General features: G+C 33.1%; 19 protein-coding genes, 1 tRNA gene and 1 other RNA gene. 6 read left to right on the forward strand and 15 right to left on the reverse strand.

All coding sequences use genetic code 11. From position 1 onward, the window contains the following. Nucleotides 1-127 precede the first annotated feature (127 nt). Nucleotides 128-625 carry a hypothetical protein gene (locus tag Q7I96_02595; GenBank protein ID MDO9626502.1) on the reverse strand — a complete coding sequence of 166 codons (498 nt, stop codon included), beginning with the start codon at nucleotides 623-625 and terminating at the stop codon, nucleotides 128-130. A 253-nt stretch (nucleotides 626-878) separates the two neighbouring features. Here Q7I96_02595 and Q7I96_02600 point away from each other — a divergent pair, with 253 nt between their 5' ends. Beyond that, entirely contained in the window at nucleotides 879-1355 is a 477-nt protein-coding gene (locus Q7I96_02600) for a VOC family protein (protein MDO9626503.1), read from the forward strand. A gap of 128 nt (nucleotides 1356-1483) precedes the next feature. Here the strand turns inward: Q7I96_02600 and Q7I96_02605 are convergent. From Q7I96_02605 to hdrC, 9 genes are all read right to left on the reverse strand, one after another. Continuing rightward, nucleotides 1484-1568, reverse strand: a tRNA-Ser gene (locus Q7I96_02605). Nucleotides 1569-1761: 193 nt separating this feature from the next. Beyond that, an RNA gene (gene ffs / locus Q7I96_02610) (signal recognition particle sRNA) lies at nucleotides 1762-2076 on the reverse strand. A gap of 315 nt (nucleotides 2077-2391) precedes the next feature. After that, on the reverse strand, nucleotides 2392-2784 hold the full coding sequence (locus Q7I96_02615) for a CBS domain-containing protein (GenBank protein MDO9626504.1): 393 nt from the start codon (nucleotides 2782-2784) through the stop codon (nucleotides 2392-2394). After that, the gene (locus Q7I96_02620) at nucleotides 2747-3679 is read right to left on the reverse strand and encodes a 2-phosphoglycerate kinase (GenBank protein MDO9626505.1); all 933 of its coding nucleotides are present in this window, start codon (nucleotides 3677-3679) and stop codon (nucleotides 2747-2749) included. The genes Q7I96_02615 and Q7I96_02620 overlap by 38 nt, the downstream gene beginning before the upstream one ends. Before the next feature lie 123 nt (nucleotides 3680-3802). Next, nucleotides 3803-4468: a metallophosphoesterase gene (locus tag Q7I96_02625; protein MDO9626506.1), complete on the reverse strand. Its 666-nt coding sequence runs from the start codon at nucleotides 4466-4468 to the stop codon at nucleotides 3803-3805. A 116-nt stretch (nucleotides 4469-4584) separates the two neighbouring features. Beyond that, entirely contained in the window at nucleotides 4585-5115 is a 531-nt protein-coding gene (locus Q7I96_02630) for a DUF2096 domain-containing protein (GenBank protein MDO9626507.1), read from the reverse strand. Next, entirely contained in the window at nucleotides 5112-5378 is a 267-nt protein-coding gene (locus tag Q7I96_02635) for a DUF749 domain-containing protein (GenBank protein MDO9626508.1), read from the reverse strand. Before Q7I96_02635 ends, Q7I96_02630 begins: the two co-directional genes overlap by 4 nt. A gap of 270 nt (nucleotides 5379-5648) precedes the next feature. Beyond that, nucleotides 5649-6563: a CoB--CoM heterodisulfide reductase subunit B gene (gene hdrB / locus Q7I96_02640; GenBank protein MDO9626509.1), complete on the reverse strand. Its 915-nt coding sequence runs from the start codon at nucleotides 6561-6563 to the stop codon at nucleotides 5649-5651. A 21-nt stretch (nucleotides 6564-6584) separates the two neighbouring features. Beyond that, the gene (gene hdrC / locus Q7I96_02645) at nucleotides 6585-7439 is read right to left on the reverse strand and encodes a CoB--CoM heterodisulfide reductase subunit C (GenBank protein MDO9626510.1); all 855 of its coding nucleotides are present in this window, start codon (nucleotides 7437-7439) and stop codon (nucleotides 6585-6587) included. 404 nt (nucleotides 7440-7843) lie between these two features. Here hdrC and Q7I96_02650 point away from each other — a divergent pair, with 404 nt between their 5' ends. Continuing rightward, nucleotides 7844-8605: an archaeosine tRNA-ribosyltransferase gene (locus tag Q7I96_02650; protein MDO9626511.1), complete on the forward strand. Its 762-nt coding sequence runs from the start codon at nucleotides 7844-7846 to the stop codon at nucleotides 8603-8605. Nucleotides 8606-8813: 208 nt separating this feature from the next. Here Q7I96_02650 and Q7I96_02655 read toward each other — a convergent pair whose 3' ends face one another. The 4 genes from Q7I96_02655 to dph5 form a co-directional block, all read right to left on the reverse strand. Next, on the reverse strand, nucleotides 8814-9392 hold the full coding sequence (locus tag Q7I96_02655; protein MDO9626512.1) for a class I SAM-dependent methyltransferase: 579 nt from the start codon (nucleotides 9390-9392) through the stop codon (nucleotides 8814-8816). A gap of 85 nt (nucleotides 9393-9477) precedes the next feature. Next, nucleotides 9478-10773: an ABC transporter permease gene (locus tag Q7I96_02660; protein ID MDO9626513.1), complete on the reverse strand. Its 1296-nt coding sequence runs from the start codon at nucleotides 10771-10773 to the stop codon at nucleotides 9478-9480. Then, nucleotides 10770-11711, reverse strand: coding sequence for an ATP-binding cassette domain-containing protein (locus tag Q7I96_02665; GenBank protein ID MDO9626514.1), 942 nt, complete (start codon nucleotides 11709-11711; stop codon nucleotides 10770-10772). The genes Q7I96_02660 and Q7I96_02665 overlap by 4 nt, the downstream gene beginning before the upstream one ends. Before the next feature lie 132 nt (nucleotides 11712-11843). Then, a complete protein-coding gene (gene dph5, locus Q7I96_02670; GenBank protein MDO9626515.1) occupies nucleotides 11844-12644 on the reverse strand; it encodes a diphthine synthase in 801 nt (266 codons plus the stop codon). A 273-nt stretch (nucleotides 12645-12917) separates the two neighbouring features. On the opposite strand from dph5, the gene Q7I96_02675 reads away from it, so the two are divergent. Then, nucleotides 12918-13946, forward strand: coding sequence for a class I SAM-dependent methyltransferase family protein (locus tag Q7I96_02675; GenBank protein MDO9626516.1), 1029 nt, complete (start codon nucleotides 12918-12920; stop codon nucleotides 13944-13946). A gap of 113 nt (nucleotides 13947-14059) precedes the next feature. Here Q7I96_02675 and mtnA read toward each other — a convergent pair whose 3' ends face one another. After that, complete coding sequence (gene mtnA, locus Q7I96_02680; protein ID MDO9626517.1) at nucleotides 14060-14989, reverse strand: S-methyl-5-thioribose-1-phosphate isomerase; 930 nt, start codon at nucleotides 14987-14989, stop codon at nucleotides 14060-14062. A gap of 231 nt (nucleotides 14990-15220) precedes the next feature. Here mtnA and Q7I96_02685 point away from each other — a divergent pair, with 231 nt between their 5' ends. From Q7I96_02685 to Q7I96_02695, 3 genes are all read left to right on the forward strand, one after another. Continuing rightward, nucleotides 15221-16177 carry an ABC transporter substrate-binding protein gene (locus Q7I96_02685; GenBank protein MDO9626518.1) on the forward strand — a complete coding sequence of 319 codons (957 nt, stop codon included), beginning with the start codon at nucleotides 15221-15223 and terminating at the stop codon, nucleotides 16175-16177. An 82-nt stretch (nucleotides 16178-16259) separates the two neighbouring features. Then, nucleotides 16260-16997, forward strand: coding sequence for an ABC transporter permease (locus Q7I96_02690; protein MDO9626519.1), 738 nt, complete (start codon nucleotides 16260-16262; stop codon nucleotides 16995-16997). Further along, nucleotides 16994-17737: an ABC transporter ATP-binding protein gene (locus tag Q7I96_02695; protein ID MDO9626520.1), complete on the forward strand. Its 744-nt coding sequence runs from the start codon at nucleotides 16994-16996 to the stop codon at nucleotides 17735-17737. Before Q7I96_02690 ends, Q7I96_02695 begins: the two co-directional genes overlap by 4 nt. Nucleotides 17738-17911: the final 174 nt, after the last annotated feature.

A 17911-nucleotide genomic window follows, 5' to 3' on the forward strand; every position in this document is an offset into this window, starting at 1 on the left:
ATTAAAATAATTCATAGAATTCTATTTTTTAGATATTTTTAGAATTATTATAAATTAAAATAAAAAAATGAATTTAATTAATTAGGTAACTAATTAGATTAATTAAATCAGCTAATTAATTAGAAAATTATGCTATTTCTCCAGATTTGTCCATCGTCTTTTTATAAGCAATTAAAAGAACAATTAAGATCAAAGGTATTAATATATCAACATATACTGGAATTCCTGAATTTCCTGGCGCATAATTACTCTTATTAATGATTTCCATGGCATGGATGTAAGCGGCACCCCAGTAAAAAACTGTGATTCCTATAATAGTTGCAGTCCAAAAGTTATCCCGTATTTTCCAGCATAGTAAACCCAGTATTCCAAAAGCTAGATTTGTGAATGCCACTTCCAGCTGAAAAGGATTTCCAGCAGGCCATCCAATGTATGCTGCCATTTGAGCAGACATGAATACATGGCCCATAAAGGCCCATATAGATCCTAAACCAACCATTATCAGCAATACAGACAAAAGACAAATTTCAATAATTTTATTTTTATTTAACGATTTTTTATTCTTTACTAACAACAAAACAACGACTAGTATAGTAATTGATGGCCAAATATATAGCATATCCATTTAAAAGCCTCCTAGAAATATAACTCTTAGAATAATCTATTTAAGATACTATATAATAATAGGTATTTCAAAATCTAGTAATTAGATGATAGCTTATTGTAATTAAAAGAATAGTTTTATGACACCTTAAAACTGTAAACTCCTAAATAGAATAAAATATTAATGGAATAAAAATAATTGAGAATATATTAAGATATATTTTTAGTTTATTTCCAAGTTATGCAAAGTATTAAAAAAGAAGGAGATTGATATTTTGGTAGTTAAATACATCTGTTCACTTCTAACTGTAATGGACATTCAGAAATCAAAAGAATTCTATTTAGATATCTTAAATCAAGAAGTCGATCTGGATCATGGTGAAAATATTTCTTTTAATGGTGGGTTTGCTATTCATGACCGGAAACATTTTCAACAATTAATAAGTGAAGAAAATAAAATTTTAGGCCCTAAAAATTGTGTAGAGCTATATTTTGAATCCGATGATCTAGATAATATCCAAAATAAATTAGAAAATATGAATGCTACTTTTTTGCATAAAATTCACCAACAACCCTGGGGACAGAGAGTAATGCGTTTCTATGACCCTGACGATTATATTATCGAAGTTGGTGAGCCCATGGATGTAGTGATTATTCGGTATTTTAAAAAAGGAATGAATTCTGAAGAAATATCTAAAAGGACTTCTATGCCTCAAGAAATAGTAGAAATAGTCTTAAAATCCAATTCATAATTTTATATTTTTTAATTACATTTTAATTGATTTTTAAATCGAAATTATTTTAATAAAATTAATCTAGTTTAAAATTGGAAAACAAAATAATATTAATAAGACCACATATTGCATAAAAAGTTATAAAACGCCGGGGACGGGATTTGAACCCGCGAGATCCAAAGGATCATGGGATTAGCAGTCCCACGCCGTACCAGACTGGGCCACCCCGGCATAGATTATTATTTTTATTTTATTTCATAGAAAAAAGGGTAATTTAGACTTTTAGATGTAATCAGTTATAAATGTTTCTTTTATGGATGCAAAAATCATGTTTATTATATTGTATATCATTGAAATTTAATTAAAATATTAATTAAAATATTAATTATAATATTTCTTATTTTATCATATCCAATTGATTTGAAAATAGGCATGTTCAGAAGTGGACAAACCTTCCAATTGTCAGTGATCCAAAAATCCAACTCCACCCCGTTGCTCCACAAGCATCAGCTGTTCATGGTAGAGCTGCTCCTTTCCAGGCCTGACCCGTTCCCATAATTGAGATAGTTTACTCTAGCCCTCCAGCCAGAGCCCTATCACCACTAATCCTGCGGGACGAGGTTTCGGCATTGAATTTTAGGGCTGAAAATCGGTTAATTTGCCGCCTTCTGAACTTCGACTGCACCATAAGAGGATATGTGCTTACAGAGGACCTCTAACCCTCCAGTCTAGCCCGCATTTATATTAATCTTGATAGTATTTTAAGGTTACTATTTTTGCAATATTATTTAGGGATATTTTGCTGAATTTAAATTTATTTTTAATATTTTAATGACATGATTAGCTAATATAAAATGATAATAGGCGATAATATGCACTAAAAATGATATTTAAAAATTTTAGACAACAAGCATTGAATGAACTTTATTTATTTAATTGAAAATTTATTAAATAAATTTTTTTAAAGAATTTAAAATAAAATATGAAATTATTTTTAAATAATATCTAATGAAAATTAATTCAAATAAAGAATAAAATTAAGGATAATTAAACTTTATTTTAAAGCTTTGATTATATCCCCATCAGAGACTATGCCTTTTATTTTACCTTTATTGATAACAACCAGCTGATTTATAATGCCTCCTTCAGATCCATGCTTATTCATTTTATCAATCGCATGATCCAAAGTGTCATCGGGTTCAACACATGTCACATCAGTAATCATAACTTTTTCTACGATTGTACCTAACTCATAGTTGTCTAGAACCAAATTGTGGCCAAGATCAGAAGCAGTTACAATACCAACCAATTTTTCATCATCAATTACTGGTAAAGCACTTATCTTGTGTTTCATCAATTTTTCAAATGCAAAAACTACTTCTTCACCAGGAGTTACTGTAATTACATTTTCAGTCATTATCTCTTTTACTTTCAGATTTTTCAACACCTTTTTCGCCCCCATTGCTTTTTGTAATAGACTTAATTATTGAATCAATGGTAGTTACCACGTCAATATTTTCAATAACCGGAACATTATTTTTCTTGGCCTGACTTTCAAAGTACTTATGCGTTCTTCGAATAGCCCAAAAATAACTCATATATCTTTTAAGAGGTCTTCTGGCCCACATTTGCCTACATCTGGAATAAAAACGTCCTTTATGTACATTTTCATCAGAAACCGTGAGTACAAACATGGCCACATTCTCTTTATTAACCAGATCTTCTCTTATAAATCCCGGAACAATATGAACTCCTTCAATAACAATGCTAATTCCTTCTTTTAAAGATCTTTCAATTACGGCTTCTACACCAATACTTACTGTATCAACATGGTCCCTAAAACCAATTAAAACCTCATCAAGCTCAGGTGGAGGAGGTATTCTTAAAGAACGATAGGCAGTGTAACTTGATTCATAAATAGAGGGTAACAATTCTTTAGAAACAATTTTACGCATTACTTCCCGAATCATATCGGTACTTATCATGTTTCTTATTCCTAAACGGTTAGCAACCTCAAAAGCAATTGATGAAGTCCCTACCCCCGATGCTCCTCCAATTAGAATAATTAATGGTTCTTTGCATTTGCGAATTTTTCTCCAGGCCACGTATTTTTCAGCTATTTCAGTATTTTCAGTTTTTAATCGTTCGCAGACAATTTTAACCAGATCATCAATACTGATTATTTCAATATTTTCTTTTTTTAGATGAGCTTCTATTTGAGATGAAATATTGTATGCTTTATTAGGATCCATTTCAGCCCGGGTAAGAGATCTGGCCAAGACTCCCTTAGAAAAAGGCTCTGTATATTTTTTACCGCTCACTTCTCCTTGAACCATAATCATCATTATTTCACCTTAAAAAAAGTATATACTATATTTAAATAGTAATTACCGTTTAATATACTTTTCAATTTATCTCTAACAATTTAAAAATAATTTTAATTAAATAGATCAATAAGCATATAATCATAATTTGATTATTTTGGAGTCGATTATGTTAGTTTCGTCATCAATTTGAACCAGACAAGCTCCACCATCCATAATTTGACCGGGATTTAATATGATTGTTTCACCAATTTGATCAATGGATTGTGCTTCATGAATATGTCCACAAATATTAATATTTGGCTTATAATCCTCTATAATTTTCCGGATACTTTCACTGCCTACGTGATCACCATTAGGTAGTTTATCCGCATTTGTATTTAAAGGAGGGGCGTGTGTAACCAGAATTTTAATATCTTGGTCCTTCATTTCCACCATTATTTTATCCAATTCCTCAAAAATTTCAATTTCACCAAACTCTAATGGAGTATCAAAGGGAGTAAGATTAGATCCCCCAAATCCACAGATGCCCACATTTTTTATAGCCGTGCTTTTCCCATGAATATTTATGGCATTAGAATTATCCAATTGACTAGAAACTCCTTGAGGGTCACAATTTCCAGGAATAGCAACTACAGGTATATCATATGAAGAAATTTCATTTAATATGTCTTCTGCAAGCTCTGCAGGGCCAAAATGAGTTATATCTCCTGCTATGACAATTAAATCTATTTTATTATTCTTTAAATAATTATTTAAAGCTTTATGCGTAGAACCATGTAAATCACTAATTGCTAAAATATTCATATTAATCACCCACCATATCTGGTCTAAGAAATTTTTTAATGTTAATTAATAATAAATAAAAAAAACATGGATATAATCTTAAAATTTAATTAAAAGAAATAAAATAAAAGAAATATTTAATCCTTAAAAAAAGATCCAATTTCTTTTAATCCGCTTTTTACATTTCCAGAATCACCATAAATAGCAATAACTTCATCTTTCTCAAATTCTATTATTAAATTGTTTTCTTCTGCAATTTCTTGAACTCGGTCCTCAGCCAGGGGTTCTTTTAAAGTTATCCTGGCAACCTGGAATCCCGGAGGTGCACCTACAATAAAACGTGATTTGGTTTCATGTGTTTTATAGACTTCCTCTCCTAAAGAAGCTTTTTTGAGTTTTTCAAGCCATTCCGTATAATAATCTTTTCCAATAGTTTCCGCAAAATCCATTAAAGTATTTTGAATAGAATTTATGGAATCATTTATCCGATCTAGTTCTTTGATAGTATCTGGATGAGTGGGATCTGATTTATAAAAGTTAATTGATGTTTTTATTAATCTTATATCTTCATTGATTTTGGTAGGAACATCCACACCTTTTTTTTTCAAATCAGTTAATAAGTCAACCAGAATCAGCCAGGTTTGCTCTACTGGAATACCACTACTCATAAATGTCCTTCCAGTATTTTTAAGGTAGTGTGATTAACTTTAGCATCGGCAGCTTTCAATTCGTCTTGAATTTCTTTTATATCTTTATAAGAATCTAAGAAAAGAATATGATAACTCTCTGTGCCTTGTATGTTTAAAACAGCGATTTCATCATTATCCTTGATTTCTCTTTTCTCCAATCCAGCCTTATATTGTGCAAAAGATCCATATTCCTCAGGTAAATCCTTGAATTCAAATATTCCTGTGAGAGTTGCAATAAACATGAAAACACCTCTTGATTATGTTTTTAAATATAATTTGAACATTCATAAGAAACTGGAATTTTATTTTATATTAGTCCCCTGAAACTTAATGAATATCAATATTATATATTTGTAAAATTCATTTAAATAAATTTTTATTAAAAATGAAATTTTATGAATTATAAAATTTGGTAATAAAAATAATAATAATAAAAAAATCCAAAAATTAATTCTAAAAGGAATGCAAATTCAATTAATCCTAACAATAAATAAAAGAAAAAATGGGGAGAATTATTCTCCACCAGTGACTTCATCAAATTCTGAGAAATCTAAGCACTTTTTGACAGCGTCATCAGTGCAGATTTGGTGACTGTCTAAAGTTAATTCGTCACCAGCTAATCCCATAGCTAGACCTAATAATTGAGCTAAGTGGAAAACAGGGATGTCAAATTCATCGCCGTATTTGTTTTTAATTTCCATTTGACCTACATCAAATTGTAAGTGACAGAATGGACAAACGTTTACAATAGCGTCTACACCAGCATCCTTCATGTTGTTGAGTTTTTCTTTGGTGAAATCTAGAGCCACATCAATGTCTCTGGATCTTACTCCACCACCAGCACCACAGCACATCATTTTGTCCTTATATGGAACAGATTTTGCACCAGTAGTTTCGACGATTTCGTCTAATATGGTTGGCTTTTCAGCATTGTCAATTTGAATTTCGTCACTTGGTTTGAGGAAGTGGCATCCGTAGTGAACAGCAACGTTTAAGTTTAATGGCTGGTCAACTAGTTCAGCGAGTTTTTCAAGACCTACATCATTGTATAACACTTCAGCTAAGTGTCTAACATTGACATCTCCCTTGAATTCTCTTCCGGTTTCGGCGAGGATGGCATTAATTTTTTCCTTCATTTCCTCGTCTTCTTTTAACATGTGATTGGTTTCGAAGAGGGAGCCAAAACAACCGTTACATTCGGTCATGATGTCGCTTCCCATATCTTCAGCAATGGTAATGTTACGAGCAGCAATAGCAGCCCAAGTAGTTTTGTCAAAAGAACCAAATACACCAGGAGCAGGACAGCAGGAAGCTCCTTCCATGTCATTTAATCCAATGTCTAATCTGTCGAATAGGATTCGAGTAGCTTTTTCGATACCAGGGTATCGGTTGTTCATAATACATCCTAAGAAGTATGCGATTTCCATTTTTGATCCTCCTAAAATTGATTATTCTATTTCCTTTGTTTCCCAGTTGTATCCAATCAGGGAGTCAAATCCAGTAGTTTTTAAGATAGTTTGCACTTCTTCTAGAGCTTCAGGGAAAGAATGAGTGGTTGGTGGTAATTCGCCCAGGCCTACTCTTTTTCTTAGTTCCATGGTAGCATCGTTAATTGGTACACCGTGTCCACTTTCAATAACGAATTTACCAGTCATTTTGTGGGCAGGGGCCATGAATCCAGCTTTAGCTGCTTCGTTACGGGCTAATTTCACAACATCCACAATTTTGATACCTCGTGGGCATCTTTCTTGGCAAGCGTAACAGGTGGTACACATCCATAGGTTAGGGTCAGAAATTACTTCATCTTTTAATCCGATGTTAGTTTTTCTGATAATTTGTCTGACTCGGTAAGGAGTTCTCCTTCCAGATGGGCAGGATCCAGTACAGGTCCCACATTGGAAACAGTATTCTAAACTGTCACCGCCAGCTGCTTTGATTGTTTCGGAAAACTCTTTGTCTTTAGCATCAGATTTCATTAAGTTTTCATCTTTTTGCAATAAACTCATATTATCACTCACTTTAGATTTTGGTTTTTCTTCTTCAGTTACAGTAGGGATTTTTGAATCTTCAGCTTCACTTTTTTTGGTTTTAGTTTCTTCTATTTTCTCTTTAGGTTTTCCAGAAGCCTTAGTTTCCTTTTTTCCTTTTTTAGATTTTTTAGAAGTTTTTTCCTTAGTTTTGCTTGAAGTTTCAGAAGATTTAGCTTCAGGAGATTTTTTATCAGATGATTCTGAGTTCTTCTCTTCTGCTTCCTCTTCTTTTTCCCCGGTTAACATATTTTTAAGGCGTTTTAATACGGACATTAGTTTTCACACCTTGAATATTCACAGGTTTTATTTATATTTAAACCTCGGATTCTCTTATTAAACTGTGATTTATATCCATATATAAAGGTTCCTAAAATTTTGCTTAGTGTAACCTTTTTAGTTACACAGGGGATTAATTAGATTTTTAATTTAAAAATAATAATTTAAAAAAGATGTAAAAATTAATATTATTAAAATTATTTTCAGGTTAATTTAATGGAATTCACATGTTTTATTAAACAAGATTCATATAATATAATACAATTAAATTATCTAATTAAAAGATATAGAATTAAATCTAGAAGTTTAATTTGATAAATCAGTCTAAATATTTTATAAATTAAGTAAAATTGAAATCACAAATAAATTTACATGTAAAAATTATAAATAATGGCGATAAAATGGCTAAAAACAAAAATATTGAAATAAAAGGCCATGATGGACCTGCACGTATGGGAGAAATTGGAGAATTGAAAACTCCCACCATAATCAATGCAAAAACCATGGAAATATGCCCTGATGAACCCATGGCCTATGATGTTCCTTTATCATTGGCTGAATGGTCTGTTGAAAAGACCATTGAAAAAGCAGCAGAATACAAAGATGATGATAAATCTATTGAAAATGCTTTTGCAGTTGTTCATGGAGCCAAATACTCAGATTTAAGAATTGAATGTGCTCAAAAGCTGGAAGAAATGGGTTATAAAACTTTATTAATAGCCAATGCCGATGAGCTGGTTCGGCGGCCACGAGATATAGCAGAAATAATATCAGATTTAAGAGAATCTATCAGCCCCAATACAACCCTGTGTTTCCCATTTGCCGAGGCCTCTTTCATACCTATAATTTCATATATGGGGATAGACCTATTTTCAGATGCCATTTGTGAATTTTACAGCTATCTGAATATTATGATGACTCCTGGAAGTTCATATAACCTTGAAAAATACCAGATTTACCAGTTAGAGCAAGATGAACTTTTTGAATATAATAAAAGAACCTTGGATTTAGTAACTAGAGAAGTAAGGGAAAATATAAAAAATGGGACCCTTAGAAATCTGGTTGAGTCTTTATCTTGTTCTTGCCCACAGAACATGTCCCTTTTAAGAATGCTAGATAAAAATCATGCTGATTTTTTGGAAAAGTACACTCCACTTTACTAAAATAAAATTTAATTAACAAAACAAAATCAAACAAATAATTCAAACATTTTATTTAATTTTATTTGTTTAAAATTTCCATTCTTATTTTTAAAAATTAAGATTATATTATTTTTTTGAAATTAAATTAGATAAATTAATGAAAATTAAAAATAAAATATGAAAAAAATTAATTAATGAATTTGTATCAAAAAAGAGAAAAAAATCGATTTTATTTTTTAGAAGCTAAAACCACATAATGATAAGGCCCCGTTTGCTTAACTTCTTTTTCCATAAAGCCATATTTTTTAATATTATCTACAACATCTTGTGGTTCCAGACGAACATCCATTGGTGGGCCAGGCATTCCTTCTTCTTTAATGAATTCCACGATAGCTAAAACTCCATCGTCTTTTAAAACTCGATTGATTTCTTTCATGGTACTATCTAATTCAGCATTACCCACTATCCCATGGAAAACATTGGCGGTGAGATATAGATCTATTGATTTATTTGCGACAGGAATGCTGGAAGTTATGTCTGCTAGAATCGGATTTACATTTTTTAAATCTTTTTCTTCAATTTTCTGGCGAAGAATATCCATTGATGGTTTGTGAACATCAGCAGCATAGACTTCACCATTTTCACCTACAATTTCTGATGCTTCTAGTGAAATAAACCCATCCCCACTGCCAGCATCCAAAATTATATCGCCTGATTTTAAACCTACATTTTTTAAAACTTCCGAAGCACTTAGAATTTCACTACTTGATTTTCCACCATGCTTGTGTATTTTTTTATCATCAGCCACTTTATTGTCCCCTATAATTCATTTTTATTGATTTTTTGCCAGTAATCCAAAAATTCAATTAAATTTAATTAATAGAAATATTGAATTATTTTTCAGCTTGTAGTCTCATTTTAGAGAATAGCACCACACCAATGACAAACAATATCACGGTAAGAACAACCATCCAAGCCACTTGATAGGAAATATCATTCCAGTTCCCACCATATATAAGAATTCTCCTCAATGCTAAAAGTGTGTGTCTCCATGGTAGTAGATCATATATTTCAACCGTGTTTCCCATGAAATTACCCATGACCACTTGAGGGAGCTGGAAAAATGCACCAGATAAAAAAGATACGGGTACCGTTACTAATGTACCTAAATTAGTAGCTTGACGGTCATTTTGAGCAAAAGATGCAATTATCATTCCTAAAGCCACAGAAGCGACCCCTCCAATAATGGCCACAATCATGGCTAAAATTATGGAGTTTGTACCACCTTGCCAATGAAAACCAATGGCTATGGCTACTCCCAGGAGTATCAAGATTTGTAATGCAGCAATTAAAGACCAAGGTATTAAACCTCCGAATAAAAGGTCAAATGACCTCATTTTAGATAATTTTAGTCTTTTTAATGTTCCAGACTCTACCTCCCGAGTTAAACCCGAAGCTACCGTAGTGGCCAGTAAAAGTATGGCAAAAACCATCATTCCAGGAGCTAAAAAGTCAAAGGTGGTAAATGAGCTAGTTCCTGAAGCAGATTCCACATCAGTTTTTATATATTCAATCTGCGATGAAGAAGAACCTGAAACACTTTTTTTCACATTATTAACTACTTGATCCTGATAATTTCCAATAATCCCTACCAAAATGGCTTGAGACACACCAAAGCTGACCGAACTACTGTCGCCTCTGATAATTAATTTAGCAGTGACATTTGAATTAGATGAAGTAGAACCTGAAGAAACACTACTAGAACTGCTTGAGAGGGCATTTTGATTAATATTCGAACTTAATAAATTAACCATGGCTTGAGAAAAGTTTTTAGGTATAATAAGTAAAGCATCAGCATTACTATTTTTAATTATGTTATTGGCATTGTTTTCAGTTGTTTTAGTAACATTAAAGATATGGGTTTCACTATCCTCGTACTTGGTATCCTTTAGCACCGTGGTAAGATTATTACCAAAGTTTATTTTTGCATTAGTGGTTGGAAATACCGCTCCTTGATCATAATTCACAATAGCCAAATTATGAGTCTCATTTTCCTGGCCCATTCCACCAAAAGCAAATCCAAATATTAACATGAAAAACAAAGGAAACCCCAATATCAAGAAAAGGCCCTTTCGATCCCTTAAAAGTTCTTTAGAATCTTTTATAGCAATACTTAAAAATTTAATCATTCTCGCAGCCCCGTTCCAGTTAATTCAATGAATACGTCTTCTAAAGTGTTTTGTCGAACTGATAAATCTTCAATTGAAATTTTTTCATCTTCCAAAATTTTCATAATAGCTGGAAGTTTAGAAACTGCATTTAAAGCCCGAACATCCAATTTATTATTAATTTCTATGACTGATTCTATTTCTTCCATTTCTTTCAAAATATTTAGGGCGCCATTATTCTCTTCAGGATTAGATAAAAGAATTTCCACAACATCCCCTTCACCAATATCTTTTTTTAGATTTTCAGGAGTATCCAGTCTCAATAGTTTACCATGGTCAATAATGGCAATGCGGTCACTTAATTTGTCAGCTTCATCCATTAAATGAGTGGTTAAAATTACAGTTTTGCCTTCATCATCCCTTAAAGAATTAATAAAGTTCCACAAAACTCTCCTTGATTGGGGATCCAAACCTTCAGAGGGTTCATCTAGAACTACTATCTCCGGAGAGTGTATTAATGCTAAAGCTAAATTTAAACGCCGTTTCATCCCCCCAGAAAGGTTTATCACTAGAGTATTAGCATTCTCATCTAAGAAAAGATCTTCCAATAATTTCTGAGCCCTCTCTTTTAAAATAGCACCTGGAACCTCATACATGTCTCCCATGAGTTTAAGGCTTTCCAGGCAAGTTAAATGTTCCCAAAGAACCAGTTCTTGAGGACATATTCCAATCATACCCTTGTCAATTTTTTCAATTTTAACACCATCAATTAATATCTGGCCACTGGTTGGTTTAAGCAGTCCCACCATCATACTAATGGATGTGGTTTTTCCAGCCCCATTTGGCCCTAAAAAGCCAAATACTTCACCTTTTTTTATTTGAAGATTCAAACCATCCACTGCTTTGAATCCATCATACTCCTTGGTGATTTCCTGGGCATCTATAATATAATCGTTCATAAAATTTCCCCTTAATCAATTTCTTATTCTTGATATTAATGAAATTCATTGTTTTTGATAATATGAAATTAATGTTACCATATTTAATAATTAGTTACAATATCCTTCAGAGCAATTAATTACAATATACTCTCACAATATCTCCTCAGGAGCACCGGCCATGGCCACCAGATATTCGGCTTCCATAAAATGCATTTTAGAAGGAATTATCAAACAATGCAATGGGCCTCCAAAGTCTTCCTTAATTAAATTTTTTATTTTATCTGCCCTCACCAGAGGCTGTAGAGAACCCGCGCGGACAATAGCTACGGCCAAAGTATCCTCCGACAATACACCTTCTTGCCTATCATTTTCCACTTTCATAAGGTATTCTAGACCTTGATTAACAGTCATGTATCTGTTTTCATGGGCCCTGATGTCCAATAATACCAAAGTATGAGCATCTTGCTCCAGGTTGTTTTTAATGGCCAGGTAAGGAGAATGAGGGAAGAAATTTTCTTCTGTAAAAGGCACCGTAGTTACTTTACCAAATTTATAGGCCTGCAGGCCAGATATTCCTGGTGCGGCAGATAGTATAGATGATGAGTGTATGACTTGAGTTTCTATTCCTCTTTTTTTGGCTTCCATCATCATATCAGTATGTGTAGTGGCGATTAATGGATCCCCAGCAATTAAAAAAGCAACATTTTTGCTTTCTGCCTCTTTTATAGGAATTATATCTTCTTCCACATCTTCTCTAGTCAAAATTTTAACTTCACGGCCTAATAATTTCTCAAAAGCAGAGATGGATGTTCCAAAAAGTCCTGCCGTGTAAAACTCAGCATAAACCTCATCTGCAGACTTTAAAGCTTCTAATCCTTTAACAGAAATATCTTTTTCATCATAAAGTCCTAAACCAATAAAATAAAGCATTGAATCACCTTTTAATGGCATAATCTATAATTTCACCAATATGTTAATTTTAAATCATTTGAATAATTACTAAACTTTGATATTCTAATATACAGTTTCTAATATAAGTTTCAAATTGAGATATATATTACATAAATAAATGACAATCATTATCTTAAAGCAAATTCATCGTATAATGATTATTTACTAAATTATACCATGAAGATTATAAATATATTTAGGATAGGATTTTTGATATAATATTCTGATAAATTAAACATTCTTATATTATAATTACCTTAGAAGAGGAATCATATGAAATGCATTAAAGTTCCCAAAAATGAGGCCAACCATGTCCGTAAAATTCTAATGGAAAAATCAATTATAGATCTTGGCCTTAAAATAAAAAGGGACTCTGAATACGTTTATTTACCATTAATGGGTGAAATAGAGATAATTTCTGAAAAGTTAGCTGAATCTGGAATCAGTCATTTAGATATTTTAGAAATAGAATTTGAAATACAAAAAAGAGGCCCTAAAAGCTTCATGGACTTTTTAAATGGTAAAATTGATGAAGCTGAAATTCAGGAGATAAAGAAGTCCTTTGACATTATTGGAGATGTGGTGATCCTGGAGATTCCAGAAAAGTTGGAAGAACATAAACATACCATTGGACAGGCTGCCCTTGATTTCACTAAACGAAAAGCAGTTTTCATGAAAAAAAGCGAGATAAAAGGAGTTACCCGTATCCGGGAACTGGAGCATCTGGCGGGTGAGGACACCTCAGAAACAATACACGTAGAATACGGCTCTCGAATAATGCTGGATGTAAAGAAAGTTTATTTCAGCCCTAGATTAGCCACAGAAAGGGAAAGAGTGGCCCAGCAGGTCAAAGATGGTGAAATAATTGTGGACATGTTCTGTGGAGTAGGGCCCTTTGTTATGGACATTTCAAGGCGTAGAGAAGTCCTGATTTATGCCATTGATATTAATCCAGATGCAATTTACTATTTAAAAAAGAATATGGAACTTAATCACGTAGAAGAAAAAGTATTTCCCATGTTAGGTGATGTAGGCCAAATATTATCAGAACAGGATATTTCCGCCGATAGAGTGATTATGAATCTTCCTGGAACGGCCTATGAGTTTTTAGATAAGGCCATGGAGCTAATTAAGCCCGGAGGGATTATTAATTACTATGAATTCTCCTCTGATTTTGATACTCCTATTCAAAGGATAATTGATGCTGCTGGGCCTCGTAAGGTGGAAATTTTGAATAAAAGGCATGTTAAATCCCGGAGCCCTGGTGTGTGGCATATGGGGATTGATGCTCGGATAAATTAATCATTCTGAATCAAAACAAATTTATTTTTAATATTTTTTTAATTTTAAAAACAAATTGAGAATATTAATGGAATATATTAACTAAAAAATAAAATAATTTCCTGGTTATTTTTTTATAATGGATCTAAAATTCCATTCTCCGTAATTATTCCAGCAATAAGGTCACTAGGAACAATATCAAAGGCCGGATTTCGCACTTCAGTTCCCTCAGGAGTTATACGACAATTCCCATAGTGGATTACCTCTTCAGGCCCTCGTTCTTCAATTTCAACATCATAAATTGAGTTTTCACTGTCAAAGGTGCTCATGGGAGCGGCCACATAAAATGGGACATTGAATCGCTTTGCAGCCAGGGCCACCATTAAAGAACCTATCTTATTGGCTACACCGCCCTTGGCCACCCTATCGGCCCCAATAACTATTTTATCAACTTCTCCCTGCTGCATAAGGTAACCGGCAGCACTGTCCACAATTAATTTAACTGGAATGTTCTCTTGCTGCATTTCCCAGACACTGAGTCGGGCACCCTGGCCTAAGGGACGGGTTTCATCACATAATACATTTATTTTTTTACCTTCCTCATGGGCAGCTCTTATTACACCCAGTGCAGTCCCATAATCCACACAGGCCAGTGCTCCTGCATTACAATGAGTTAAAATAGTGTCCCCATCTTCAATTACAGTAGCACCGTGTTTTCCCATGGCCCGGTTGGTATCAATGTCTTCCTGATACATTTTTAAGGCCTCTCCCAGAGGTGAATCAGAGGCCATGACCCGATCCACAGCCCAAAACAAGTTTACTGCAGTTGGCCTGGAGCTTTTGATTTCTTTTGCTGTTTTTTCCAAATCTTCACCAGCTAAGTCTGCCAGTGCCACTCCAAATGCGGCAGCCACACCAATGGCCGGTGCACCCCTTACCACCATGGTTTTTATGGCATGGATAACATCTTGATAGGTTTTGCAGGTGAAATAAGTTAATTCGTCAGGTAATTTAGTTTGATCAATAAGTAAAAGTTGATTATCTTCCCAGAGCATGGTTTTCATGTATTTACCCCTTAAATCTTTTAAAATGATATTTCTGCGTTATTATATTCTAATTTGTATTCCACTAATATTTCTTATTTAAATTCTATTGAAAATTATATTTTTATTATTTTAATAGTTTTGTTGGTTAGAATGATTAGATAAATGCATAGATAAAATTAATAGTAGTTTAAATCTAAATAATACAATATAAAACAGTATATTAACTTAAATTAAATTTATTAAGATATTATGAAGTACTATAAACTACTAATCCTGCTCAACATTATTATTTTACTGATAATTGGTAGCCTTTGGACTTTTTTTGCTCCAGAGGGTGAGAATATTATTGAAGTAGGATATCTGCCCACCGATCACAGTGCAGCTCTTTTGGTGGCCAAACATAATAAAACCTATGAAAATAATGGTTTAAATGTTAAAACTGTGCAAATTAATTCTGGTTCTAATATTGTAGATGCTGTGGCCAGTGGCGATGTGGATATTGGTTATGTTGGAATAACACCGGCCATGCAGGGAATAAGTAAAGGAGTTCCCATCAAGGTGGTGGGATCAGTTAATATGGTGGGTAGTGGAATTGTGGTTGAACCTAACTCCACCATAACTAGTCCTGCAGATTTGAAGGGTAAAACAATAGCCACACCTGGTGTAAGCTCCATTCAACAAGTTCTATTAGTCTATGAGCTCCAAAAATATAATATAAGTCAGAATGATGTTGATTTAATATCAATAAATGTTTATAACATACCTTCATCCCTGGCTGCTCATAAAGTTGATGCATACATATCTTACGAGCCTTTTGTATCATTAGCACCTTATGAAGGTATTGGAAAGGTGTTAATTTACTCAAATGATATTATAAAAGATCATCCCTGTTGTGTTATAATTACCAGTGAGAGTTTCATTAAAAATCATCCTCAAGAGTTGAATAAATTCCTTAAAATTCATGAGCAAACAACAGAATACGTTAATACGCACCCTAATGAGACTGCAAGTATTGTTGATCAGGAATTAACCACTAATATTGAAATTGAGGCCTTATCCTTGCAACACATCACATTTGTCTCATCAGTTAATAAGTCATTTCAAAATAACGTTTTAAAATTTGCTAAAATAGAAAAAAACCTGGGATATTTGAATACGACCCTTACAGCTAATGATATATTCGATACAGAGTTTTTAGGTAATTAAACTTATTTAAAATCTTATTTAAGTAATTAATTTAGTTAAGTGATTAATTTGATTAATGATTAATCTTGCTAGGCGGTAAAAAATGAGAAAAATATTTATTTCACTGATATTACCTGTTTCAGTAGTTATAATCTGGGCCATTCTAACAACTTTCACTGGATTGATACCATCTTATTTCCTTCCCAGCCCATCTGAAGTACTACAATCATTTGAAACGCTTTTAATGAATGGACAATTAGTTCAAGACACATCATTAACTTTAATGAGAGTTGTGCTGGGTTTAACAGTTTCTGCACTGGTAGGCATCCCCTTAGGAATTCTGATGGGGTGGTCTAATACTGTGAAAGACTTTTCTAGCCTCATGGTAGGGATTATTCGTCCTATCCCACCTATAGCCTGGATACCATTTGCCATTTTATGGTTTGGTGTGGGCCTGGAATCAGCAATTTTTATAATATTCGTAGGAAGTGTTTTCCCCATACTGATAAATACCATGGATGGAGTTAAAAGAGTAGATAAAGTTCTTTTAGAGTCAGCTTACACATTAGGTGCCAGTAATAGACAAGTGCTGCAAAAAGTGGCCGTTCCAGCTTCTTTGCCCAGCATTGTCACCGGATTGAAAGTTGGTGTAGGTGTGGGATTGATGTGTACCGTAGCAGCAGAAATGATAGGATCCAATAGCGGTTTGGGGTACCTCATATTCACCTCCACCAGCATGTTAGACACTGGAAGTGCTATAGTGGGAATGCTAACCATTGGAGTTATTGGATTAGGGGCCGACTATCTTTTTAGTAGAATAGAGAAGGAGGTGAGCTGGTGATAACTCTAGAAAATATTACTAAAAGTTTCATTCAAGAAGAAAAAGAACATATAAGCCTCCAAAATATCAATCTTAATGTTAATAAAGGAGAATTCTTATGTATTGTAGGTCCCTCAGGTTGTGGAAAAACCACACTGCTTCGTATGATTGCTGGATTGGATTTCCCAACACATGGCCATATATTCGAGGGTGAAACTGAAATATCCGGCCCTAGTAGAGAAAGAGGCTATGTATTCCAACAGTACTCCTTATTTCCATGGCGTAATGTATTGGACAATGTAGCCTTTGGATTAGAGGTAAAAGGATTGGAAGAGGAAGAAAGATACAAAAAAGCCAGAAAATACTTGAAAATGGTTGGTTTATCCCAGTACGAGCAAAGTTACCCTAAAGAACTATCAGGAGGCATGAAACAAAGAGTTGCTATTGCCCGTTCTCTGGTTAATGACCCCCAAGTTCTTTTAATGGACGAACCATTTTCTGCACTAGATGTTCAGAGCAGGCACAAACTACAGGAAGAATTGGTACGAATATGGGGTGAAGAGAAAAAAACCGTTATATTCGTTACTCATAATGTAGATGAAGCTATTTTCTTAGCTGATAGAGTGGTAGTTTTGAGTCATGGGCCTGGAGAAATAATTAAAACTTTTAATATTGGCCTGGAGCGGATTCGCGACCGTTCAACACCTGAGTTTTTAAGTCTGAAAAAAGAAATTACTAGTTTGTTAGAAGTTGAGTTATAAAACACGATTATTAAAATAAACTTGATAATAATAATAATAATAATAATAATAATAATAATAAAAATAAAAATAAAAATAAAAATAAAAATAAAAATAAAAATAAAAATAAAAATAAAAATAAAAATAAAAATAAAAATAAAAATAAAAATAAAAATAAAAATAAAAATAAAAATA

The sequence above is a fragment of the Methanobacteriaceae archaeon genome (assembly GCA_030656015.1).
Classification (GTDB): domain Archaea; phylum Methanobacteriota; class Methanobacteria; order Methanobacteriales; family Methanobacteriaceae; genus UBA349.